The organism is Herbaspirillum sp. (genome assembly GCF_035644555.1).
Taxonomy (GTDB): Bacteria; Pseudomonadota; Gammaproteobacteria; order Burkholderiales; family Burkholderiaceae_D; genus Herbaspirillum.
In genome coordinates this window covers 54,339-76,152 of record NZ_DASQOH010000058.1, presented here as the reverse complement: position 1 = coordinate 76,152, position 21,814 = coordinate 54,339, and the positions used below count along the sequence as shown (strand labels likewise).

Below are 21,814 nucleotides of genomic sequence, written 5' to 3'. Positions count from 1 at the left end.
TGACGGGGCAAACTCGGCTGCTGCCGCGACGGCAGTCTTGCTGATCCATTACAATGCCGGACTTGAACGTTCCGGCAGCGCCTGTGCGGTCTGCCCGGGATGTCGCCCGGTCGGAGCCCGCATTTTAATGAAGATTGGCGGCGCCGCGCTATCAAAAACATCAAAATGAGCGGTTTTGGCGGTCATCGACCGGCCCGGCACCCGGTTGCCGCCGTCGATTTCCATCCACCCGCACCGCTACCTGCTTAGCCAAGACCCTACAAACCTAGACAAGGATCACCATGACAGCTTCCCATCGCCCCAGCGGCCGTAGCGTTTCGCAGTTGCGCGAGGTTCGCCTGACCCGCCAGTACACCAAGCATGCCGAAGGATCGGTGCTGATCGAGTTCGGTGACACCCGCGTGCTGTGCACCGCCTCGATCGAGGAAAGGGTGCCTGGCTTCCTCAAGGGCAAGGGCCAGGGCTGGCTCACCGCTGAATACGGCATGCTGCCCCGTTCCACCCACACCCGCATGGACCGCGAAGCCGCAAAGGGCAAGCAGTCCGGCCGTACTCAGGAAATCCAGCGCCTGATCGGGCGCGCCCTGCGCGCCGCCTTCGATCTGGAGGCCTTCGGCGAGCGCACCCTGCAACTGGACTGCGACGTCCTGCAAGCCGATGGCGGTACCCGTACCGCGGCCATCACCGGCGCCATGGTGGCGGCCTACGATGCGTTCTCGGTGCTGCAGGGGCGCGGGCTGATCGAGACCATCCCCGTCAAGCAGTTCGTGGCAGCGATCTCGGTCGGCGTCTATCGCGGCGTGCCGGTGCTGGACCTGGATTACCTGGAGGATTCGGACTGCGATACCGACATGAACGTGGTCATGACCGATGCCGGCCACTTCGTCGAGGTGCAGGGCACGGCTGAAGGTGCGGCGTTCGACCGGGCCACCCTGAACAGCCTGCTGGACCTGGCTCAGCAGGGTATTGCCACCCTCAACGGCCTGCAGAAGCAGGCCCTGGGCCTGTAAGGCGATCAGTCCACCGGCCACCGTCGCACCATCGGGCGGCCCGGGGCAAATCGCATTACAATGCGGCCTACACCAGACACAGGGAAAACGCCATGTTGCAGCCAGGACATGGCGTTTTTCATTATTGCGACTCCTGTAACCCATTCGGACCAAGCATGCACACCAAGCAAAAGATCGTCATGGCGTCGAACAACGCCGGCAAACTGAAGGAATTCGCCAGCCTGCTGGGCGACATCGGCCTGGACGTGCGCCCACAGGGCGAGTTCGACGTCCCCGAAGCGGAAGAGCCTTTCGGCACCTTCGTCGAAAACGCCCTGACCAAGGCCCGCCATGCGGCGCGCCTGACCGGGCTGCCGGCACTGGCCGACGACTCCGGCGTCTGCGTCAATGCCCTGGGCGGTGCGCCCGGCGTCTATTCGGCGCGCTATGCCGGCGAACCCAAGTCCGACGCCAACAACAACGCCAAACTCATCGCTGACCTGGCGGCCCATGCCGACAAGTCGGCCTATTACTACTGCGTGCTGGTCTATGTGCGCCATGCCGACGATCCGCAACCGGTCATCGCCGACGGCGTCTGGAAGGGCGAAATCATCGGCCAGGCGCGCGGGGAGGGCGGTTTTGGCTACGATCCGTATTTCCTTTTGCCTGGACTGGGCAAGACCGCAGCCGAGCTGAGCCACGCCGAGAAGAACGCCATTTCCCATCGCGGCCAGGCCCTGCGCGCATTGATCGAGAAGTTGAAATGATTCCCATCAAACCGGTTCCGGCTGACATTCCCGCCGGCCAGGCCAGCGCTGGCCCGGCGCAGGCGGCACTGGCTTTCCTCAAGCCTGGCAGCCTGCAACTGACGGCCTTGCCGCCGCTGTCCCTGTATGTGCATTTTCCCTGGTGCGTGCGCAAGTGTCCGTATTGCGACTTCAATTCGCACGAGGTCAAGGGCAGCTTCCCCGAGCAGGATTATCTGGACGCACTGCGCCTGGACCTGGAGCAGGCCCTGCCGCTGATCTGGGGCCGCAAGATCAATACCATCTTCATCGGGGGCGGCACACCCAGCCTGCTGTCAGCCGCCGGGCTGGACCGCCTGTTGTCGGACCTGCGCACCTTGCTGCCTTTCGACGCCGACATCGAGATCACGATGGAGGCCAATCCCGGCACCTTCGAAGCCGACAAATTCCGTTCTTACCGGGAAAGTGGCATCAACCGGCTCTCCATCGGCATCCAGAGCTTCAACGGCCATCACCTTCAAGCGCTGGGACGCATCCATGACGGCGACCAGGCGCGCAAGGCGGTGGAGATCGCCCACGCCAACTTCGACAATTTCAACCTCGACCTGATGTACGCCTTGCCGCAGCAGACCCTGGCCGACGCCCGGGCCGACATCAGCACCGCAATCGGTTTCGCTCCACCGCACCTGTCCCTGTACCACCTGACGCTGGAGCCCAACACACTGTTTGCTCGCTTTCCGCCGGCGGTGCCGGATGAAGATGCCAGCGCCGACATGCAGGACATGATCGCCGAGCTGACCCAGGCCGGCGGCTACGCCAACTACGAAGTTTCGGCCTATGCCCGCCCCGGCCGTCGTGCCAGGCATAACCTGAATTACTGGCAGTTCGGCGATTATCTGGGCATCGGTGCCGGCGCGCATTCCAAGCTGTCCTTCCCGCATCGCATCGTGCGCCAGATGCGCTACAAGCATCCGCAGGCCTATCTGGACCACGTTCGGGCCGGCCAGCCGATCCAGGAAGAAGCGGAGATCGGTCGCGACGCCCTGGGCTTCGAGTTCATGCTCAACACCCTGCGCCTGACAGAGGGTTTCCCGCCCAACCTGTTCGCCGAGCGCACCGGCATGAGCCTGAACCAGATCGAAAAGCAGCTCGACCTGGCCGAACGCAAGGGGATGTTGTACCGCGATCACGCTTTGATCCGGCCTACCGATCTTGGACGTCGTTTTTTGAATGATTTGCAGGAAATCTTCCTGTCAGGATAAAGCCTTGTTGCAAGCTTGCCTTTATCGGGTATATTTAGAAAAAATTTAATTTTAATTAAGTATTCTGCTGGGAAACTTATTTAGAGTTTTTCAAGATGAGAGAGCGTTCCGGCAGGCTAACGGAGCGCGCCACGATAAAAATATGGCTGTTCAGGATAAAAGCGTTCCGTTTCCACTCGTGTTTTTGCAGCCGGTCGCCGACGTTCATCACGTCTGGACGGCGCTGTCGCTGCATATCTCGCCGGCCGTCGAAGACGGCAGTGCCTTGCTATCGCGCCTGTTCAACGAATTCGAACTGCATGACGCGCTCGGCGGCCTCAACTGCATCATCCCGGTGCGTGACCCGGCGATCTTCGCCCCCGAATTCAAGCATGAGATCCCCCAGGGACAACTGGCCCTGCGGGTGCCGGTGGAGCATTGCGTGGATCCGGGCAAGATCGATGCCCTGGACTGGCTGTACAGCCGCGGCTTCGCCATTATTGCCGACGGACTGCCGGCGCAGGGCGCCAGCGTATTCCCGTTCGTGGAGTCGATCGCACTCGATGCCAGCATGGGCAAGCTGCCCGAAACCTCCCAGTGGCTGCACCGCCTGCGCGGACCGCACCTGGCCGAGAACGTGGCCGACGCCCTGCAGTTCGACACCTGCCGGGTGGAGGGCTTCCGCTGGTTCTCCGGCGAATATGCCCTGCACCCCGACAGCCGGCTGTCACAAAAGAACTCGATTTCCCGTGCCCGCCTGCTGAAGTTGCTGGAGCTGGTGGCGCGCGATGCCGACGCCAATGAACTGGAATCCCTGCTCAAGCAGGACCCGGCGCTGTCCTACCAGCTCTTCAAGCTGGTCAGCTCGGCCGCCTTCGGCTTCTCGGCGCACATCACCAATTTCACCCAGGCCATCAACCTGCTGGGCCGCCGCCAGCTGCAGCGTTGGCTGCAGCTCCTGCTGTACGCGCGCTTCCCCGGCGACGAATCGGCCAATCCGCTGCTGCCGCGTGCGGCGGCGCGGGCGGCCATGATGGAGGCGATGGCGCAGCGCGTGGACTGCACCCCGGAGGAACTGGACCGGGCCTTCATCACCGGCATGTTCTCGCTGCTGGACATCCTGCTGGGCATGCCGCTCAATGACATCATCGAACCGCTCAAGCTGCCGGTGGACATCTGCAATGCACTGGTCTATCGCAGCGGGCGTCTGGGCAAGCTGCTGGACGTGGTGGAACGCTCCGAAGATGGCCGCATCCCGTTGCGACACGTCGATCTCGATGCCGCCGGGCTGGATGCCGAGGTCTATTGCCGTTGTCTGATCCAGGCCTTCAATTGGGCCACGCGTGTCAGCACAGAGGCGTGATGACGATGATTTCCTCCGTGGGCAGCGATGATCTGGCTTGCTGTTCGGCATTGCTGGACGCGATGCAGAACCTGCAAGGCATGGCATTGCATGCCGCGCTGGGAGGGATCGCATCGGGCTTTCTGAAGCGTCCCGGCGGACGTTACGTGGTGGGCGCGCCGGCCGAAGCCGGCAATGGCCTGTGTCAGCCGGTAGCGCACGAAGAGGCGCAGTTCGGCTATTTCGTCTTTCCCTCCCTGACCCGTCCCTATACCGAGCTGGAACGCGGCCGGCTGGCGATGCTGGCGGCCTTCCTCGGGCGTCTGATGCAGCGCCGCGCCGAAACCGAAAAGCGCGCCCGCTCCCTGGACCAGATCGAAGCCAAGCTGGAACAGCAGGCGCAGATCCTGAACCAGATGCACGAGTCGGTGATCACCATGGACCCGGCCGGTTTCATCACCAGCTGGAACCGTGGTGCCGAACAATTGTTCGGCTACACTGCCCTGGAAGCCATCGGCCGCAACGTGCTCTTCCTCTATGAAAACGAGGAAGAGGAAGATTCGCTGCAGGATCTGTTCCTGGAGCAGGGCGGTCGCGAGATGGAAGTACGTCGTCGCAAGAAGTCTGGCGAAGTGTTCTGGGCCAGCCTGTCGCTGTCGGTCATGCGCGACCAGCATGGCCACCCGATCGGCCTGATCGGCTACCTGAGCGATATCACCGAGCGCAAGAACGCTGAAAAACTGATCCATCACCTGGCCTATTACGATGCTCTGACCGGTCTGCCCAACCGCACGCTGCTCACCCGCACGGTAGACCAGGCCCTGCTGGAAGCCAAGCATGACAACATGCACGGCTGCGTGATGTTCATCGACCTGAACCGTTTCAAGCCCATCAACGATACCCTGGGCCACGTCGCCGGCGACATGTTGCTGGTCGAGGTGGCGATCCGCCTGCGCCGCGCCTTGCGCGAGCAGGATGTGGTGGCTCGCCTGGGTGCCGATGAATTTGCCGTGGCGCTGTTCGATATCGACAAGGACTACCATCCCGGCTATGTGGCCCAGAAGCTGCTGGCCCTGTTCGACGATCCCTTCTTCATCGATGGTCACGAATTGCGGGTGGGCGCCAGCATCGGCGTGAGCATGTATCCGGAAGATGCCAGCGATACCGAGACCCTGCTGCGCCTGGCCGACATTGCCATGTACCGTGCCAAGCAGGGCGGGGACAATAACGAAGGCGGCTACGTCTACTACAGCGAAGAGATGAACCGCAACACGCTGGACCTGTTGCGCATCGAGACCGGCCTGCTGCACGCCTTCGAATACAACGAGCTGCTGCTGTACTACCAGCCCAAGGTCGATATGAACACCCTGGCCATCACCGGCGCCGAGGCGCTGGTGCGGTGGCAGCATCCCGAGCGGGGCCTGCTGCTGCCGGGCGAGTTCATCCCGATTGCCGAGGAAACCGGACTGATCGTGCAGCTGAGCGACTGGGTGCTGGACGCCGTCTGCCGCCAGGCACGCGCCTGGAAGGAGGCCGGGCTGGCACCGATCCGCATCGCCCTGAACGTGACGGCGCGCGAATTCACGCGTTCGCTGCCCGACCGGGTACGCGCCGCGCTGAGCCGTCACATGCTCAGTGGCGACTGGCTGGAGCTGGAAATCACCGAAAGCATGCTGATGCACAGCACCGACCGCGTCATTTCCATCATGGAAAAGATCTGCAGCCTGGGCATCACCATTTCGCTGGATGATTTCGGCACGGGCTATTCCAGCCTGTCCTACCTGAAGCGTTTCCCCATCAATACCCTCAAGATCGACCGCTCCTTCACCATGGGCATCCCCGACGATACCAATGACTGCGCCATCGCCAGCGCCATCATCGGCATCGCCAAGCAGTTGCGCCACAAGGTCATCGCCGAAGGGGTGGAAACCGAGAAGCAGTTCAATTTCCTGCGCGAAGCCGGTTGCAACGAGCTGCAGGGCTACATCTTCTCGCGCCCTATCCCGGCCGTGGACTTCCATGCGATGCTGCTGGAAGGCCGCAAGCTCAAGGTGGCGCCGGACAGCGCGGCACCCGGCGCCACCCCGGCAGCCTGAGCCGGCGCTCGGTGGGGCATCCGGGGGCATCCCGGCGCGGCCTCGCGTACATTGCCTCCGACGCCATCCGGCTCTATGCTGGCAGAAGGCTGGCGGAGTGGTACGGCTCGCAGTTTTCTAGTACTTTTTTGAACCCGATCAAGAATTCCGTCCAGTTTCAGTGACGAGAGTGCGTCTCTGGCACTGGCGGGCTGGCGGCTGTCCTATGCTCCCATATTTCACTTTCGGAAGGAAAACAAGCATGAAACGACTCATTGCCGTGCTGGCCCTGATGAGCTGCGGCGCCGCGATGGCGGCTTCCCCGGCGACGATCAAGGTGCCGATGAACCTGGTCGATGCCAATGGCGTAGCCGCCGCGGTGGGCGAGGTGACCATCAGCGAGACCCCCTACGGTCTGCTGTTCACGCCGTCCATCAGTGGTCTGCCGGGCGGCCAGCACGGTTTCCACGTGCATCAGAATGCCTCCTGCGCGCCGCTGGAGAAGGATGGCAAGATGGAGCCGGCGCTGGCCGCCGGCGGTCACTGGGACCCGCAGAAGACCGGCAAGCATGAAGGCCCGTATGGGGAGGGGCACCAGGGTGATTTGCCGGCGCTCTACGTGAATGCCGCCGGCAAGGCCGATTACCCGGTCCTGGCACCGCGCATCAAGACGCTGGCCGAGGTTCGTGGCCATGCCCTGATGATCCACGTGGGCGGCGATAACCACGCCGACCATCCTGCGCCGCTGGGTGGAGGCGGGGTCCGGCTGGCCTGCGGCATCATTCAGTAAGCGAAGAGTTCAGAACAAGGCGTAGGCGGCTACCGCTGCCGCGACGTCAATGGCAAGCATCAGCGCGCCGCCCAGGCGGCGCTGCATGTAGGCCCCGAGCGCCCAGAAACCGGCGAGCAAGGCGGTGCTGATCGCCAGCAGGTGCAGGTAGGATTGTGCCTCCGCCACCCACAGCAAAGTCGAGGCGGCCGCCAGCAGTGCCAGGAATTGCAGACCGGAAAGCCACTGCCTCACGCGCGGCAGATGGACGTCGTAGCGACGGCGCGCGGCCTCGAGGTCGAATGGCGGATACGGTTCCATCCCTGCGGGGCGCCAGCCGGGCGCCTTGAACCAGATTTTCAACTTGTCCTGCCAGCGCGGCATCGTTGCCGCGCTGTGCAATAGCTGCCAGTAGCCGGAAAGGACCGCCCACAGCGGATCCCAGCTATTGAGGGGCGTTCTGGTGCCATAGACCACTTTCTCCTTTTCCTCGGCGAAGGTGCCGAACATGCGGTCCCAGATCACCAGCATGCCACCATAGTTCTTGTCGAGGTACTCATCGTTCACCGCGTGATGGACCCGGTGGTTGGAGGGCGAGGAAAACACGCGATCGAACCAGCCCAGCTTTCCGATGTGCTCCGTATGGATCCAGAATTGGTAGGTCAGCACCACCAGCCCGGCGATGCCGAACTGCTCGGGTTGCACGCCGAGGATCGCCATGGGCAGGTAGAACACCCAACCGAGCAGCGCCACGGTGCTTTCTTGGCGCAACGCAGTGGAGAGATTGAAGTCCTGGCTCTGGTGATGCACCGAGTGAGCCGCCCAGCCCAGCGCGTTCTCATGGCCAAAGCGGTGCAGCCAGTAATCGAAAAAATCGAACAGCAAGATGGCGGTGATCCAGCCCAGTGCACTTTGCCAGAAGCGTGCTGCCGGGAAGATGGCTACGGCACGATAAGCCAGTGAATACAGCCCGACCTGGAACAACTGGGTGAGCAGCGCCACCAACTGGCTGATGATCCCTTGCGACATGCTGGACACGACATCGGGCAGGCGGTAGGTATTGCGGCCGCGAACGTAGCCATAGGTGAATTCCGCCACGATCAACAGCAGGAACACGGGAATGATGTAGACAATGATTTTTTCCATGGCGGATATTATGCCGCGATGCACAAAAAGCTGTCTGACAGGACACTGACGTCCCCGTCCAGCCGCGCGCAGACGCAGAGGGCCAGAATCTTCTGTTTGCCGGCCATTCTGCAAGCAAATCAGTCGCTGGCCCTGGGAAGGACGGAGATGTCGAAAAAGCAATAAAAAAGCCCCTGTAAAAACAGGGGCTTAGTAATGCTTGGCGGAGACGGAGGGATTCGAACCCTCGATACAGGTTTAAGCCCGTATGCTTCCTTAGCAGGGAAGTGCCTTCGACCACTCGGCCACGTCTCCACACTGAAGGCTGTTATCGCATTGCTGCGTTGCCTCAGCGAAGACCGAGATAATATCTTCTCATTTGCATCCGGTCAACAGTCGTCTTGCAAATAATCACTGTTTTTTACCGGTGCGGTCTTCGCTATTGCAGGTAGTGCAGATGACGCAGATTACTTGGCGCTGTCCAGGTCGAAAGCCTTGTGCAGGGCGCGCACGGCCAGTTCCATGTACTTCTCGTCGATGAGCACCGAGATCTTGATTTCGGAGGTGGAAATCATCTGGATGTTGACGCCTTCTTCGGACAGGGTGCGGAACATCTGCGAGGCGATGCCCACGTGGCTGCGCATGCCCACGCCGACCACCGAGACCTTGGAGACCTTGGTGTCGCCGTTGATGGCGGCCGCGCCGATGTGCGCCTTCACGCTGCTGTTCAACACTTCCACGGCCTTGGCGTATTCCGCGCGCGGGACGGTGAAGGTGAAGTCGGTCTTGCCTTCCACCGACTGGTTCTGGATGATCATGTCCACTTCGATGTTGGCGTCGGCCACCGGGCCCAGGATCTGGTAGGCGATGCCCGGACGATCCGGTACGCCCAGCACGGTGATCTTGGCTTCGTCGCGGCTGAAGGCGATGCCGGTGATGGTTGCTTGTTCCATGTTCTTGTCTTCCTCAAACGAAATCAGGGTGCCGGAGGCGGCTTCTTCGGCCAGCGGCGTGAGCGGGTCGGTCAGAGACGACAGCACGCGGGTCGGCATCTTGTAGTTGCCGGCGAATTCCACCGAGCGGATCTGCAGGACCTTGGAGCCCAGGGAGGCCATTTCCAGCATCTCTTCGAAGGTCACGGTCTTGAGGCGGCGGGCATCGCTGACCACGCGCGGGTCGGTGGTATAGACGCCGTCGACGTCAGTGTAGATCAGGCATTCGGCCGCCTTGATGGCCGCAGCCACGGCAACTGCCGAAGTGTCCGAGCCGCCACGGCCTAGGGTGGTGATGTTGCCGTCGGCGTCCACGCCCTGGAAGCCGGTGATCATGACGATCTTGCCGGCGTTCAGGTCCTTGCGGACCTTGGCGTCGTCGATGGAGCGGATGCGCGCCTTGGTGAAGGCGGAATCGGTCTTGATCGGCACTTGCCAGCCAGCATAGGACACGGCCTGCTTGCCCAGCGCCTGCAGGGCGATGGCCAGCAGGGCCACCGAAACCTGCTCGCCGGTGGAGGCCAGCATGTCCAGTTCGCGACCATCAGGCTGGGCCATGATTTCCTTGGCCATGCCCAGCAGACGGTTGGTTTCACCAGACATCGCCGAAGGCACGACGACGATCTGGTGGCCTGCGTCGTGCCATTTGGCAACGCGCTTCGCGACATTCTGGATGCGCTCGATCGAGCCCATCGAAGTGCCGCCGTATTTGTGAACGTATAAAGCCATAGGGGGATAAAAAAAGGTGGCCCGACTTTGACAAGAAACCCTTAGCTAGGCCGGAAGGAACAAACCCTTGACTTTACATGCGGCGCGCCAAAATCTCAAGGGAAAGCTTGATCTGGCTTGCGTTTGCTGCGATTTTCCGCGGTGGTCGAGGGATGTCGCGACGCAGCAAAATTCGGATTCAAGGGCGCGTTATGCATGAATATGCAGCCTCAGCACGCGAGAATGCGCACTCCGTGCATCCGCTGCCGGTGCGGCGAAAAAGCGTTGAAACCGGGGAGAAGGAAATCGGGAGGGACGGGTGGGGCACCAGCTGTCATGCGCCCGTTGATGACTGGCGGCATGGCAGGTGGTGCTGCGGTACTGTGGAACGACGGTACTGCTGGTCAAGCATGGCGGCGATGATGTCCTTGTTTCAGGAGCCGGTGGTTCGGACGCGCTCTGGGCACACATTCGCGTTCATTCACGGGGAAACGCGGGGGAAGCACCGAGGCGGAACACTGCCTGTCCGGAATCGGTCAATGCATCGACCGTGATAGGTACTGAGCGATCAGGCGCCGCTGTACAGGCTCTGGCCGGCGTTGTTGGCCTGTCGCACCTGGCTTTCGACATCCTGGCGGCTCAGCTTGGACGGGGCCTGACGCAGGAGCGGATATTCGTTGCGCGAAGCGATCTCGTGGTTGGCCTGGGCGCGTTGCAGTTCAGCCTTGACGTCGGCACGGGTCTGGGTGGAGTGGAACGGGGTTTCCGGGGGATACGGGGCTTCGGCCATGGCGGCACCGGCAGCGGCCAGCAGGGAGGCGGCAACGACGATATTCTTGATGTTCATGATAGGTCCTCTGTTTGTTGGATAGGTGGTAAGACATCGCCCGGATGCCGGCGGGTCAGGCGCTCTCCTTGTGGGAAAGCCCACTCGTGGGCCATCTGGGACGACCGGTAGACGCCGATGTTGCGGTGCGCTAACCGATGACTGAAGTGTAAATATTGCGCAGGTAAAGAAAAATGGGTCTAATCGGAATTGACTATTTCTCTTTGCGGAACAATCGGGGGCTTGAAAAATGGACCGTCTGCAATCAATGCGGGTGTTTGCCAAGGTGGTGGAGCAGGGCAGTTTCGTGCGCGCCGCCGAATTACTGGAGATTTCCAACGCGGTGGCGACGCGTTTCATTGCCGATCTCGAAGCCCATCTGGGTACGCGGCTGCTGAACCGCTCTACTCGCCGCCTGTCGCTGACCGAGGCGGGACAGGCCTATCTGGAGCGGGTGCGCATGATCCTGGCCGAGGTCGACGATGCCGAGGCGCTGGTCTCGCTGGAAACCAAGCGTCCGGCGGGGACGCTGGCGCTCTACGCCAATGCCGGTTTCGGTCAGTCGCAGCTGGGCGAGCTGCTGGCCGCCTACGCCGAGGCGTTTCCGGATGTGGCGCTGGATATCAATCTCTCCGATCGTTCCATCGACCTGGTCGAGGAAGGCATCGACATCGGATTCTTCAGCAGCATGCAGAAGTTCGATGCGAGCATGATCGTGCGCCAGCTGGGCGTGGCCAGCGTCATCCTGTGTGCGTCGCCGGCCTACCTGAAGCGGGCCGGGGCGCCGGAGCAGCCGGAAGACCTGTCGCGCCACAGCTGCCTGAATTTTTCGCACGAATACCTGCGCCATCACTGGCACGTCTACGCCGAGGGCGGTGTCATGGACGTGCCCATCGTGAGCAAGGCGGTCTCCAACAGTGGCGTGCTGCTGCGTGATCTGGCCCTGGCCGGCATGGGCATCGTCCTGCGGCCGTCCTATTCGCTGGGGGATGATCTACGCTGCGGCAAGCTGGTGCAGGTGCTGCCGGGCTTCGACATGGGGCAGGTGGTGATCTCGATGGTCTATCCCAGTCGCCGCCTGCTCTCGGCCAAGGTGCGCAGTTTCGCCGATTTCATCAGTGCGCGCTTTCCGCATCCGGAAACCGATCCCTGGTTGACCTGAGGCAGGCTGCCCGGCGGTCGGCGCTCCCTAGCCGATCACGTCGGCCAGCTTGTCCAGCAGGCTGCAGTCTTCCTGCCAGCTGCGACGCTCGGGCGAGCTGGCGGCTTCGCGCTGCAGTTCGGCGTCGCTCTTTTCCACCTGCGCCAGCAGGATGCGCTCGGCCAGCCGGGTGTCGGGCTCCATGGGGCCGAAGAAGGCCACGGTGGCGCCGCGTTCGATCAACAGGGTAGGGAAGTTGTCGATGTCGAGATCGCCGACCAGGTCGGCCTGGTCTTCGATGTCGATCCAGGTGAAATGATGCTGCGGGTAGCGTTCGGCCCAGGCCTGGAAGGCGGCTTCGTATTCGCGGCAGCTGCCGCACCAGTTCGCGCACAGGCAAGCCACGACCCAAGTGTCGTTGCGTAGGGCCTCTGCGAGGTGACGGCGATTGGTCTGGTCAAGTTTCTGATAGGACATGGCGCGCCTATTTTACTCGCTTCGGGCGCGGCAGTTTTGCGCTGCCGCACGAAGGCGCGGGATCATGGCAAAGGCACCGAACAATTGCCCGCCTCACGGTAAAATAGCGGGATGTCCACGATTCTTGCCATTGAAACTTCCACCGAGCTGGCTTCGGCGGCCTTGCTGTACCGGGGTGAACTGATCTCGCGCCAGTCTGCTGGCACGCAGACCCATTCCGATGCCATTCTCCCCATGATCCAGCAATTGCTGGCCGATGCCGGCCTGGCCTTGTCCCAGTGTGATGCGCTGGCCTTTGGCGTGGGCCCCGGTTCCTTCACCGGGGTGCGCACGGCGTGCGGCGTGGTGCAGGGCTTGTCCTTCGGCAGCGACCGCCCCGTGGTTCCGGTGGTCACCCTGGAAGCTGCGGCCCAGGCCTGTCATGCCGTGGACCGGCAGGCCAGCGATGTGCTGACCATTCTGGATGCGCGCATGGGTGAAGTCTACTGGGCGCGTTATCGCGCCCGCGCCGACGGCGGCTGGGAGGTGCTGGCCGAGCCGGCGCTGGCCGCCGCTGCCCAGGTCCAGACCGACGGGCGTCCGCATGCCTGCGGCAACGGGCTGTCGATGTATGCCGAGTATTTCAGTCCGTCCTTCTGTGCCGGCCGGTTTGCCGCCACTTATCCGGATGCGATGCCGCATGCGCGCCATGTGGCCACGCTGGGGCAACTCCATTTCAGCCGCGGCGGCGCGCTGTCGGCCGAGGCGGCCCAGCCGCTCTACCTGCGCAACAAGGTGGCCCTGACCACCGCCGAGCGCGAGCTGCGCGACGCCGCCAAAGGCGCTGCATGAGCGGCACGTCCTTGCCGCAGCCGATCGCGCATCCACAGCTGGGCGCATTGCAGTTCGCGGCCATGGAGGCCGCTGATCTGGACGCGGTCGTAAAGATCGAGCAAGCCGTATATTCGCATCCCTGGAGCCGGGGCAACTTTCAGGATTCGCTCTACAGCGGCTACCAAGCGCAGACCCTGCGCGCCGCGCAAGGCCTGTTGCTGGGCTATTTCCTGGTCATGCTGGCGGTGGATGAAGCCCACCTGCTCAATGTCAGCGTGGCAGCGGCCTATCAGCACCAGGGGCTGGGACGCCTGTTGCTGGATCAGGCCACTGCCGTGGCGCGCCAGCACCAGATGCGCAGCATGCTGCTGGAGGTGCGCGAGTCGAACCAGCATGCCGCCAAGGTCTATCGTCGCTATGGATTTACCGAAATCGGCCGGCGCAAGAATTACTATCCCGCCGCCAATCAGACCCGAGAAGGGGCTATTGTCATGAGCCTGCCCTTATGAATGAAGAAATGAAACAAGACCCCGGCTTCGGCTCCTCGCTGGCGTTGCTCGACGCGCTCGGGATCGGTCCGGTATGGGTCAGGCGCGAACTGGCCGTCGAGGAAATCGCCGCCGAGCAGGTGCAGCATCAGGCCGCCCCTGCCTTGGAAGCCGCCGCGCCCGATCCGGCGATCACGTCCGCCACGCCGCCCCCCGTTCCCGTGAACGTCGTGGCGCCCGTCGCCAGGTCCGCGCCGGCAGCCAGTCCTGTCTCCCCTCAGGCGCCGGCGATGCCGCGCCGCGCGGCGCCGGTAGAGGAAGAGGGCGGGCCGCCGTCCTGGCTCGACGAGATGGATTTCGCTGCGGCCATGGAACCCGTGCTGATCCCCGAGGGCGACGAGGACGAGGAAGTGCCAGCAGTCGATCCGGTCATCGCCCGGATCAAGACCATGGATTTCCCGCAACTGCAGCAGCAGGTGGCCGGATGTCGCCGCTGCGGGCTGTGCGAGGGGCGCAAGAATACGGTGTTCGGCGTCGGTGACGAAAAGGCCAGATGGCTTTTCATCGGCGAAGGCCCGGGCCGCAACGAGGATCAGCAGGGCGAACCCTTCGTCGGTCCGGCCGGCAAGCTGCTGGACAACATGCTGCTGGCCATGGGCGTCAAGCGTGGTGCCAACGCCTACATCGCCAATATCGTCAAATGCCGTCCCACCGACGACAATGGTCGTGACCGTCCGCCTTCGCCGCAGGAGGTGGCTTCCTGTCTGCCTTACCTGCAACGCCAGATCGAACTGATCCAGCCCACGGTGCTGGTGGCGCTGGGCAAGACGGCGGCGCTTTCGCTGCTGGGGCTGGATCCGGCCACACCGGTGTCGCGCCTGCGCGGCAGCGTGCACCGTTACCAGGATCTACCGCTGGTGGTGACCTATCACCCGGCCTATCTGCTGCGCACGCTCAATGACAAGAGCAAGGCCTGGGCCGATCTGTGTCTGGCCCTCAGTACCTACCAGGCGCAGGCCAACTGAGACCATGCCGCACGGCGCCGCACCCATGGCAATCGAAGCTTCTACGCATCAGGCGCGCTTTCACCAGCGCTGGCCTGAGCTTCGCGATCCGCACGTGCGCGCGCTGGCCTGGCTGCTGTATGCCCCCGATCTGCTGGCGCCGCAGGCTGCCTGCTGGGAGGGGCGGGTCGCCACGCTGGGCCAGCTTTCTCCCGAGGTGGTCAACTGGCTGCACGACTTGCAGGACGACCCTGTCCGCCACGCCGCGCTGCACGCGGAAATGGCCAGGCAACCGTCGGCCCGGCTGGGCCGCTATGCGGAAAAGCTGCTAGGTTTCTATCTGCGCGAGCAGGGCCTGCTGGTGGCTGCCAATCTGCAGGTAAGCAACCAGGGTCCGACGCGCGAGACGCTGGGGGAGTTCGATTTCCTGGTGCGCCCTCCCGACTTCGAGGAGGCTGGAGGGATCGTGCACTGGGAATTTGCGACCAAGTTCTATCTGTTGCAGTCGCGCGATGCCTGTCAGGCTGATGCCTTCGTCGGCCCCAATCTGGCCGATTCCCTGGGGCGCAAGATGCGCAAGATCATGCAGCAGCAACTGCAGCTATCGGCCCATCCAGCGGCCCGGGCCGTGCTGCCGGCCCCGGTGGTGGCAGCGCGCGCACTGGTGAAGGGCTGGCTGTTCTACCGGCACGATGAAGCCCTGACCCTGCCGCCGACGATGGGCATTGCGCCGGATCATTGCCGCGGTTTCTGGGGGGAGGCGCAGTTCCTGCGCGAGCGCGCCGTTGCGGCCGACCGCTATGTGCTGCTGCCGCGCCTGGCCTGGCTGGCACCGGCAAGACTGCCGCTGGCCGAAGGATTGACGCTGGAAGAGTTGCTGTTGCGGCTGGAGACCCTGTTTCAGACCGACGATAGTCCGGTGATGGTGGCCCGTTGCCGCCCGAGTGCATCGACCGGAGCGGAATTGCTGGAAACGGCGCGGGGTTTCGTCGTGCCGCCGCAGTGGGAAGAGCGCGCCGCCGCTACCGTGCAGCACGCTGTTGTTCAGGTCTGACGCTGCCGAAGTGCAGCTTCAGATTCGCCAGGGCTTCAGTGGTGAGGGTGCTTGTCCTCGCCGATCAGCGCCAGTGAATCGTGTTCGCGCTGGTTGGCGGCGTGACGGCGCATGATCAGGTACATGATGCCGGCCACGAAGGAGCCGAAGATGATGATGACGGTATTCACATCCAGGTTCATGCGCACCATGAACGCGTACAGCACCAGCATGGTCAGCACCGAGAGGTTTTCATTGAAATTCTGGACCGCGATCGAATGGCCGGCGCTCATCAGCACGTGGCCGCGATGCTGCAGCAGGGCATTCATCGGCACCACGAAGTAGCCCGACAGTGCACCCACGATCACCAGCAGCGGATAGGCCACCCAGACCGAGGTGGTGGTGGTCATCAGCATCACCACGATGCCCATGACGATGCCCAGCGGCATCACGGTCAGCGATTTCTTCAGTGGAACGAAGCGGGCGGCGGCCATGGCGCCCAGCGCCACACCGACGGCGACGATGCCCTGCAGGATGGCAGCCTTGTCCAGCGGCATGTGCAAGGATTTTTCGGCCCATTTCAGCACGATGAACTGAAGGGTTGCGCCGGCGCCCCAGAAGAGCGTGGTCACCGCCAAGGAGATCTGGCCAAGTTTGTCTTTCCAGAGGGTGGTGAAGCAGCCGGCGAAATCGACGATGAGTCGGATGGGATTGCGTTCCTGGTGATCGTAGCGGGCACCGGTATCAGGAATGTAGAAGTTGAACAGCGCGGCGATGACGTAGATGCAGGAGATGATGCACAGTGCTGCTTCGGTGGGGGTGTCGATGGGCAGATCGATCATCGGGAAGTCGAAGCTGAGGATCACCGCCGAGATCTTGGGATTGACCAGCGCCCCTCCCAGTACCGTGCCCATGATGATGGACCCCACCGTGAGCCCCTCGATCCAGCCGTTGGCAGCCACCAGTTTCTCAGGCGGCAGCAGTTCGGTGAGGATGCCGTACTTGGCCGGCGAGTAGGCCGCTGCGCCGAAGCCGACCACGGCATAGGCCAGCAGCGGATGCACGGTGAAGAACATCAGGGAACAGCCGCCGATCTTGATCATGTTGGTGATCAGCATGACCTTGCCCTTCGGGAAGGCGTCGGCGAAGGCGCCCACGAAAGCCGCCAGCAGCACGTAGGAAAGCACGAAGAACAGCTTCAGCAGCGGGGTCATCCACGCTGGCGAATGCATTTCGGCAAGTAGGGCGATGGCGGCGATCAGCAGCGCGTTATCGGCGAGCGACGAAAAGAACTGCGCCGCCATGATGGTATAGAAACCGCGATTCATCCCTGTCCAAGATGTATAACAAATGATGTCCGGCTAGCTTTATACCATGAAACCATGAGCTCCCCGTCATAAGTCAAACCAGAAAGATGTTCGTCCGGTAAAATGCCCGCTTGTTCCGCGCCGGGCAAAAACTTCCGGGCGCACTGCGAGAGACTGGCCCCTGGCGGCCTTGTGGACTCTGTCGGCTTGCGGTGCGCGTTGCCTCTCATCTGCCCGCTGTCATCACCTTACCCGAGATCATGCCCAGACCGATCCTTGCCTCCATCAGCCTTTCCGCACTTCAACACAATCTGGCCGTCGCCCGTGCCCACGCTCCTGCCGCCAAGGTCTGGGGCGTAGTCAAGGCCAACGGTTATGGCCACGGTCTGGAGCGCGCCATGCGCGGCCTGGCCGCCGCCGACGGGCTGGCGCTGGTGGAGCCGGACTACGCGGTGCGTCTGCGTGAACTCGGCTGGACCAAGCCCATCCTGCTGCTGGAAGGCTTTTTCGATGCCGATGACCTGCCGGTGCTGGCGCGTCACGATATCCAGTTCGCCGTCCATTGCGACGAACAGATCGCCCTGCTGGAAGCCTATGCCGGCGACGCCCACTGGCATGTGCATCTGAAGATGAACAGCGGTATGAACCGCCTGGGCTTCCAGCCACACCTCTATCGCGCCGCCCACGCACGCCTGCAACAGATTGCCGGGGTGCGCAGCATCACCCTGATGACCCACTTCGCCAATGCCGACGATGCCGGCAATCCGGCGCTGCCGCTGAAGGAACAGGTGCGCCGCTTCGAGGCCGCCGCCGAAGGCCTGACGGGCGCCCGCAGCCTGTGCAACTCGGCCGCCGACCTGATGCACGGTGAGCTGGCCAATGACTGGATCCGTCCTGGCGTGATGCTCTACGGAGGCACTCCGGGCGGCGGCACGGCGGCTGATTTCGGCTTGCGCGCCGTGATGACCCTGGAGAGCCGCATCATCGGCGTGCAGGAGATCCAGCCGGGCGAGGCGGTCGGTTATGGCAGCCGCTTCGTGGCCGACAAACCGATGCGGCTGGGCGTGGTGGCCTGCGGCTACGCCGACGGTTACCCGCGTCACGCTCCCAGCGGTACTCCCGTGCTGGTCGATGGCGTCAGGACGGCGACCGTGGGCCGGGTATCGATGGACATGCTGGAAGTCGACCTGAGCGCTCTCCCCGGTGCGGGCGTGGGCAGCCATGTCGAGCTGTGGGGCCAGCGCCTGCCCATCGATGAGGTGGCCTTTGCCGCCGGCACCATCGGTTACGAGTTGATGTGCGCACTGGCCCCACGGGTGGCCGTGCGCGAAGTGGAATAGGTCGCGGCCTTAGTCCCGGCGAAGCAACAGCAAACAGCAAGGCGAAGATGGCGAAGCTCAAGACCAATTACACCTGCACCGAATGCGGCGGGGTCAGCAACAAATGGGCCGGCCAGTGTCCGGCCTGCGGGCAGTGGAACACCCTGGTGGAGACCCTGGTGGAGCCGGCCGGCGGCAACCGCTACTCCTCGACACCGCAGAGCCTGGCGCAGACCGCGCCGGTGCTCAGTCTGGCCGATATCGAGGCCATCGACGTGCCGCGTTTCGGCACTGGCATCGAGGAATTCGACCGCGTGCTGGGCGGCGGCCTGGTGCCAGGCGGGGTGGCCCTGATCGGTGGTGATCCCGGCATCGGCAAGTCGACCCTGCTGCTGCAGGCGCTGGCCAATATCTCCAAGCTGAAGAAGGTGCTCTACGTCAGCGGCGAAGAGTCTGGTTCGCAGATCGCCCTGCGCGCCAAGCGGCTCGCGGTGGATGCCCGTGAACTGCAGCTGCAGGCGGAAATCCAGCTGGAAAAGATTCTCGCCACCCTGGCCGAGCACAAGCCGGAAGTGGCGGTCATCGATTCCATCCAGACCGTCTATTCCGATGCCCTGACCTCAGCCCCGGGCTCGGTGGCGCAGGTGCGCGAATGCGCGGCGCAGCTGACCCGGGTGGCCAAGACGTCCGGCATCACCATCATCATGGTCGGCCATGTGACCAAGGAGGGCGCGCTGGCCGGTCCGCGGGTGCTGGAGCACATCGTCGATACGGTACTGTATTTCGAAGGCGATACCCACTCCAGCTTCCGCCTGGTACGCGCTTTCAAGAACCGCTTCGGCGCGGTCAACGAGCTGGGCGTGTTTGCCATGACCGAGAAGGGCTTGAAGGGGGTATCCAATCCCTCGGCGCTGTTCCTCTCGCAGCACGAAAACCAGGTCCCCGGCTCCTGCGTGATGGTGACCCAGGAGGGTACGCGACCGCTGCTGGTGGAGATCCAGGCGCTGGTGGACAGCTCGCACGTGCCCAATGCCCGCCGGCTCTCGGTGGGGCTGGAGCAGAACCGGTTGGCGATGTTGCTGGCGGTGCTGCATCGTCATGCGGGAGTTGCAGCGTTTGACCAAGATGTGTTCATCAATGCCGTGGGCGGTGTGAAGATTACCGAACCAGCGGCCGACCTGGCGGTGCTGCTGGCCATCAATTCGTCGATGCGCAACAAGCCCCTGCCACGCGGTCTGGTGGTCTTCGGGGAGGTCGGCCTGGCCGGCGAAATCCGCCCGGCACCGCGTGGCCAGGAGCGTCTGCGGGAGGCTGCCAAGCTGGGCTTCTCGATTGCTGTCATTCCCAAGGCCAATGCGCCCAAGCAGGCCATCGAGGGCCTCAAGGTGATTGCGGTGGAGCGCATCGACGACGCCTTGCAGAAGGCGCGCGAGATCGACGATTACGCGGCCTGATCGGCGCGCCGGGACAGAGCTCAACCGGGAATGTCGAAGGTCACGATGACCTGGTTGATCTCGCCCTTGACCGGCGGCTCGCCGCTGCGCAGCGCGCCACGGATGCCGTAGTAGAGCTGGAATGGCCGGCTGGCGTCACGGCCATTGAAGAAGTCGGTGCTGCCGCTGCTGGCTTGGCTGACGTCCCAGCACAGGCCGGCATCCTGCCAGCAGAGGCGGGCTTCGAAGCCGGCCGGCTTGCGCGCTACGGTATAGCGCCAGCTGACCTTGTTGATGGTCGACCCCGGCGGGATCCGGCCCACCACCTTGAACTGCGTGAGATAGTCGACCTTGCCGGCGCGGATGTCTGGCCCCGGCTCGTCGGAGGCATAGGCGCCGCTGGGTCCGCGCTTGGGCGCACCCGGCGTCGCTGGCGTTGGCGGGGCCGGGGTCACCGGCGCCACGATGATGATCGGGCGCCGACTCTCGGCGCCTCCCTGGGGCAGGCTCAGGTTGCGGTCGGCGTAGCTCTGCGCCAGCGCCGGGAGGCACAGGATGCCGGCCAGCAGTATCAGCAGGCGGCCAGGCAGTGGGCCTTCACGCATGGCGGCGATGACCCTTGAGCGGCAGGGTGATCTGCACCAGCAGGCCGCCATAGGTCTCCTCATGTCCCTTCAGTACCAGCTTGCCGTTGTGCTTGAGCACGATGCGGTTGACGATGGCCAGCCCCAGGCCGGAGCCGTTGGCCTGGCCGCGCGCCGTATCGAGGCGGGTAAACGGCCGCAGCAGGCGCTCGCATTCGTTTTCCGGCACGCCCGGGCCATGATCGAACACATCCACCACTACGTGATGCCCTTCGATGCGGCTGCGCAGATGGATCTCCGCACACTCGGTGCCCGGCGTCTTGCCGTAGCGGCGGGCATTTTCCACCAGGTTGCTGAAGACCCGCGCCAGCTCGGTGCCATTGCCGGCGACTTCGGTGGCCGGGGTGATCTGGGTGGTGATCTTCACGTCGGACAGCCGGCCGGAGTTGCTGGCAACGTCCTCCAGCAGGCTGGCCAGGTCGATGGTTTCCAGATTGCTGGTGTCGAAAGGTTTGGCGTAGTCGAGGAACTGCCCGATGATGCTATCCATCTGCGCCAGATCCGAATGCATGCCGTCGCGCGATTCATCGGAGAGGTTGGCCATCTCCACTTCCAGCTGCATGCGTGCCAGCGGGGTGCGCAGGTCGTGCGAAATGCCGGCCAGGATCAGGGCGCGGTCGGACTCGATGCGATTGAGGTCGGCCACCATCTGGTTGAAGCTGCGGTTGGCTTCCTCGATCTCGGTCGGTCCGGACTCGGGTAGCGGTTCCGGTTGCCGCCCCTTGGCGATGGCGCGGGCTGCAGCCGTCAGGCGCGCCAGCGGCTGGTTGATCAGGGTCGAGATGAAGACCGCGCCGATCAGCGACAGGAACAGTGCAATCGAGCCCCAGCCCAGCCATTGCAGGCTGGAGGTGCGATCCAGGCGGCCACGGTCGAGCATCAGCCAGTACTGGTCGTCATCGATGTTGAAGCTGATCCAGAACCCTTCGACGTCGTTCACGCTGGAGGCGAACGTGGTGTTCTCATCCAGCGACTGGCGCACGTAGTACTCCAGTTCGGGGACGATGGGCGAGTCTTCCGGCGGGACGATGCGGTCGGTCTTTTCCAGCGGATAGATGCGGATACCTTCATTGCTGGCCAGGTCGAACAGGAGTTCGCGTCGCATCTCCGGCGCCGAGTGGGTCAGCGCGGCGCGGGTGATGGTGACCACCGAGACGATCTGGGCGGCCAGCTGCTCCGCACGCGGGCCGCGTTCGACCATGCGGAAACTGGCCACCCAGGCCACCATGCTGGCGGTGATCAGGAAGGTCAGGAGGAAGAAGGTACGCCAGAACAGGCCGTTGCTGAACCATCCTGATTGGGGTCGGGCTTTCATCGGCAAACGGCCTGCAGGTCAGGGGTG

General features: G+C 63.4%; 21 protein-coding genes and 1 tRNA gene. 13 read left to right on the top strand and 9 right to left on the bottom strand.

Annotated elements, in window-relative coordinates:
* Positions 1-48 precede the first annotated feature (48 nt).
* Positions 49-225 (bottom strand): hypothetical protein, encoded by a 177-nt coding sequence (locus VE092_RS16465; RefSeq protein WP_158243294.1) that lies wholly within the window; start codon positions 223-225, stop codon positions 49-51.
* 56 nt (positions 226-281) lie between these two features.
* On the opposite strand from VE092_RS16465, the gene rph reads away from it, so the two are divergent.
* From rph to sodC, 6 genes are all read left to right on the top strand, one after another.
* A complete protein-coding gene (gene rph / locus VE092_RS16460) occupies positions 282-1,010 on the top strand; it encodes a ribonuclease PH (protein ID WP_006462587.1) in 729 nt (242 codons plus the stop codon).
* A 155-nt stretch (positions 1,011-1,165) separates the two neighbouring features.
* Positions 1,166-1,756: an RdgB/HAM1 family non-canonical purine NTP pyrophosphatase gene (rdgB, locus tag VE092_RS16455; RefSeq protein WP_324878564.1), complete on the top strand. Its 591-nt coding sequence runs from the start codon at positions 1,166-1,168 to the stop codon at positions 1,754-1,756.
* Positions 1,753-2,997, top strand: coding sequence for a radical SAM family heme chaperone HemW (gene hemW, locus VE092_RS16450; protein ID WP_324878562.1), 1,245 nt, complete (start codon positions 1,753-1,755; stop codon positions 2,995-2,997). The genes rdgB and hemW overlap by 4 nt, the downstream gene beginning before the upstream one ends.
* Before the next feature lie 142 nt (positions 2,998-3,139).
* Complete coding sequence (locus VE092_RS16445; RefSeq protein ID WP_324878560.1) at positions 3,140-4,339, top strand: EAL and HDOD domain-containing protein; 1,200 nt, start codon at positions 3,140-3,142, stop codon at positions 4,337-4,339.
* A gap of 5 nt (positions 4,340-4,344) precedes the next feature.
* The gene (locus VE092_RS16440) at positions 4,345-6,414 is read left to right on the top strand and encodes a putative bifunctional diguanylate cyclase/phosphodiesterase (protein WP_324878608.1); all 2,070 of its coding nucleotides are present in this window, start codon (positions 4,345-4,347) and stop codon (positions 6,412-6,414) included.
* A gap of 241 nt (positions 6,415-6,655) precedes the next feature.
* Positions 6,656-7,183 (top strand): superoxide dismutase [Cu-Zn] SodC, encoded by a 528-nt coding sequence (sodC, locus tag VE092_RS16435; protein ID WP_324878558.1) that lies wholly within the window; start codon positions 6,656-6,658, stop codon positions 7,181-7,183.
* 9 nt (positions 7,184-7,192) lie between these two features.
* On the opposite strand, the gene VE092_RS16430 is transcribed toward sodC, so the two are convergent.
* From VE092_RS16430 to VE092_RS16415, 4 genes are all read right to left on the bottom strand, one after another.
* Positions 7,193-8,308 carry a sterol desaturase family protein gene (locus tag VE092_RS16430; protein ID WP_324878556.1) on the bottom strand — a complete coding sequence of 372 codons (1,116 nt, stop codon included), beginning with the start codon at positions 8,306-8,308 and terminating at the stop codon, positions 7,193-7,195.
* A 200-nt stretch (positions 8,309-8,508) separates the two neighbouring features.
* Positions 8,509-8,602, bottom strand: a tRNA-Ser gene (locus VE092_RS16425).
* Positions 8,603-8,754: 152 nt separating this feature from the next.
* Positions 8,755-10,008, bottom strand: a complete 1,254-nt coding sequence (locus VE092_RS16420; protein ID WP_006462578.1) for an aspartate kinase — start codon at positions 10,006-10,008, stop codon at positions 8,755-8,757.
* Between the two features lie 547 nt (positions 10,009-10,555).
* Positions 10,556-10,834 (bottom strand): DUF4148 domain-containing protein, encoded by a 279-nt coding sequence (locus VE092_RS16415; RefSeq protein ID WP_324878553.1) that lies wholly within the window; start codon positions 10,832-10,834, stop codon positions 10,556-10,558.
* Between the two features lie 229 nt (positions 10,835-11,063).
* Between VE092_RS16415 and VE092_RS16410 the strand changes: the two genes are divergently transcribed.
* On the top strand, positions 11,064-11,975 hold the full coding sequence (locus VE092_RS16410) for a LysR family transcriptional regulator (RefSeq protein ID WP_324878551.1): 912 nt from the start codon (positions 11,064-11,066) through the stop codon (positions 11,973-11,975).
* A 27-nt stretch (positions 11,976-12,002) separates the two neighbouring features.
* Here VE092_RS16410 and VE092_RS16405 read toward each other — a convergent pair whose 3' ends face one another.
* Complete coding sequence (locus VE092_RS16405; RefSeq protein ID WP_324878549.1) at positions 12,003-12,431, bottom strand: thioredoxin family protein; 429 nt, start codon at positions 12,429-12,431, stop codon at positions 12,003-12,005.
* A gap of 111 nt (positions 12,432-12,542) precedes the next feature.
* On the opposite strand from VE092_RS16405, the gene tsaB reads away from it, so the two are divergent.
* Genes tsaB through VE092_RS16385 form a run of 4 tightly spaced genes read left to right on the top strand, consistent with a single transcriptional unit; the run spans position 12,543 to position 15,790 of the window.
* Positions 12,543-13,262 carry a tRNA (adenosine(37)-N6)-threonylcarbamoyltransferase complex dimerization subunit type 1 TsaB gene (tsaB, locus tag VE092_RS16400; protein ID WP_324878547.1) on the top strand — a complete coding sequence of 240 codons (720 nt, stop codon included), beginning with the start codon at positions 12,543-12,545 and terminating at the stop codon, positions 13,260-13,262.
* Positions 13,259-13,753, top strand: a complete 495-nt coding sequence (gene rimI, locus VE092_RS16395; protein ID WP_324878545.1) for a ribosomal protein S18-alanine N-acetyltransferase — start codon at positions 13,259-13,261, stop codon at positions 13,751-13,753. Before tsaB ends, rimI begins: the two co-directional genes overlap by 4 nt.
* Positions 13,750-14,757 (top strand): uracil-DNA glycosylase, encoded by a 1,008-nt coding sequence (locus VE092_RS16390; protein ID WP_324878543.1) that lies wholly within the window; start codon positions 13,750-13,752, stop codon positions 14,755-14,757. Before rimI ends, VE092_RS16390 begins: the two co-directional genes overlap by 4 nt.
* A 25-nt stretch (positions 14,758-14,782) precedes the next feature.
* On the top strand, positions 14,783-15,790 hold the full coding sequence (locus tag VE092_RS16385) for a DUF1853 family protein (RefSeq protein WP_324878541.1): 1,008 nt from the start codon (positions 14,783-14,785) through the stop codon (positions 15,788-15,790).
* Between the two features lie 35 nt (positions 15,791-15,825).
* Here the strand turns inward: VE092_RS16385 and lplT are convergent, their stop codons facing one another.
* The gene (gene lplT / locus VE092_RS16380; protein ID WP_324878538.1) at positions 15,826-17,097 is read right to left on the bottom strand and encodes a lysophospholipid transporter LplT; all 1,272 of its coding nucleotides are present in this window, start codon (positions 17,095-17,097) and stop codon (positions 15,826-15,828) included.
* 239 nt (positions 17,098-17,336) lie between these two features.
* Here lplT and alr point away from each other — a divergent pair, with 239 nt between their 5' ends.
* Together alr and radA are read left to right on the top strand one after the other, a co-directional pair.
* Positions 17,337-18,416: an alanine racemase gene (gene alr, locus VE092_RS16375; RefSeq protein ID WP_324878536.1), complete on the top strand. Its 1,080-nt coding sequence runs from the start codon at positions 17,337-17,339 to the stop codon at positions 18,414-18,416.
* A gap of 47 nt (positions 18,417-18,463) precedes the next feature.
* Positions 18,464-19,849 (top strand): DNA repair protein RadA, encoded by a 1,386-nt coding sequence (gene radA / locus VE092_RS16370; protein WP_324878534.1) that lies wholly within the window; start codon positions 18,464-18,466, stop codon positions 19,847-19,849.
* Positions 19,850-19,869: 20 nt separating this feature from the next.
* Here the strand turns inward: radA and VE092_RS16365 are convergent, their stop codons facing one another.
* Both VE092_RS16365 and VE092_RS16360 read right to left on the bottom strand, forming a co-directional pair.
* On the bottom strand, positions 19,870-20,433 hold the full coding sequence (locus VE092_RS16365; RefSeq protein WP_324878532.1) for a flagellar protein FlhE: 564 nt from the start codon (positions 20,431-20,433) through the stop codon (positions 19,870-19,872).
* Entirely contained in the window at positions 20,426-21,787 is a 1,362-nt protein-coding gene (locus VE092_RS16360; RefSeq protein ID WP_324878530.1) for a sensor histidine kinase, read from the bottom strand. The genes VE092_RS16365 and VE092_RS16360 overlap by 8 nt, the downstream gene beginning before the upstream one ends.
* Positions 21,788-21,814: the final 27 nt, after the last annotated feature.

Bases quoted from the DNA above. Each gene is read 5' to 3' on its own strand.
- VE092_RS16465 (WP_158243294.1), bottom strand. From the start codon at position 225: ATGGAAATCGACGGCGGCAACCGGGTGCCGGGCCGGTCGATGACCGCC.
- rph (WP_006462587.1), top strand. From the start codon at position 282: ATGACAGCTTCCCATCGCCCCAGCGGCCGTAGCGTTTCGCAGTTGCGC.
- rdgB (WP_324878564.1), top strand. From the start codon at position 1,166: ATGCACACCAAGCAAAAGATCGTCATGGCGTCGAACAACGCCGGCAAA.
- hemW (WP_324878562.1), top strand. From the start codon at position 1,753: ATGATTCCCATCAAACCGGTTCCGGCTGACATTCCCGCCGGCCAGGCC.
- VE092_RS16445 (WP_324878560.1), top strand. From the start codon at position 3,140: ATGGCTGTTCAGGATAAAAGCGTTCCGTTTCCACTCGTGTTTTTGCAG.
- VE092_RS16440 (WP_324878608.1), top strand. From the start codon at position 4,345: ATGATTTCCTCCGTGGGCAGCGATGATCTGGCTTGCTGTTCGGCATTG.
- sodC (WP_324878558.1), top strand. From the start codon at position 6,656: ATGAAACGACTCATTGCCGTGCTGGCCCTGATGAGCTGCGGCGCCGCG.
- VE092_RS16430 (WP_324878556.1), bottom strand. From the start codon at position 8,308: ATGGAAAAAATCATTGTCTACATCATTCCCGTGTTCCTGCTGTTGATC.
- VE092_RS16420 (WP_006462578.1), bottom strand. From the start codon at position 10,008: ATGGCTTTATACGTTCACAAATACGGCGGCACTTCGATGGGCTCGATC.
- VE092_RS16415 (WP_324878553.1), bottom strand. From the start codon at position 10,834: ATGAACATCAAGAATATCGTCGTTGCCGCCTCCCTGCTGGCCGCTGCC.
- VE092_RS16410 (WP_324878551.1), top strand. From the start codon at position 11,064: ATGGACCGTCTGCAATCAATGCGGGTGTTTGCCAAGGTGGTGGAGCAG.
- VE092_RS16405 (WP_324878549.1), bottom strand. From the start codon at position 12,431: ATGTCCTATCAGAAACTTGACCAGACCAATCGCCGTCACCTCGCAGAG.
- tsaB (WP_324878547.1), top strand. From the start codon at position 12,543: ATGTCCACGATTCTTGCCATTGAAACTTCCACCGAGCTGGCTTCGGCG.
- rimI (WP_324878545.1), top strand. From the start codon at position 13,259: ATGAGCGGCACGTCCTTGCCGCAGCCGATCGCGCATCCACAGCTGGGC.
- VE092_RS16390 (WP_324878543.1), top strand. From the start codon at position 13,750: ATGAATGAAGAAATGAAACAAGACCCCGGCTTCGGCTCCTCGCTGGCG.
- VE092_RS16385 (WP_324878541.1), top strand. From the start codon at position 14,783: ATGGCAATCGAAGCTTCTACGCATCAGGCGCGCTTTCACCAGCGCTGG.
- lplT (WP_324878538.1), bottom strand. From the start codon at position 17,097: ATGAATCGCGGTTTCTATACCATCATGGCGGCGCAGTTCTTTTCGTCG.
- alr (WP_324878536.1), top strand. From the start codon at position 17,337: ATGCCCAGACCGATCCTTGCCTCCATCAGCCTTTCCGCACTTCAACAC.
- radA (WP_324878534.1), top strand. From the start codon at position 18,464: ATGGCGAAGCTCAAGACCAATTACACCTGCACCGAATGCGGCGGGGTC.
- VE092_RS16365 (WP_324878532.1), bottom strand. From the start codon at position 20,433: ATGCGTGAAGGCCCACTGCCTGGCCGCCTGCTGATACTGCTGGCCGGC.
- VE092_RS16360 (WP_324878530.1), bottom strand. From the start codon at position 21,787: ATGAAAGCCCGACCCCAATCAGGATGGTTCAGCAACGGCCTGTTCTGG.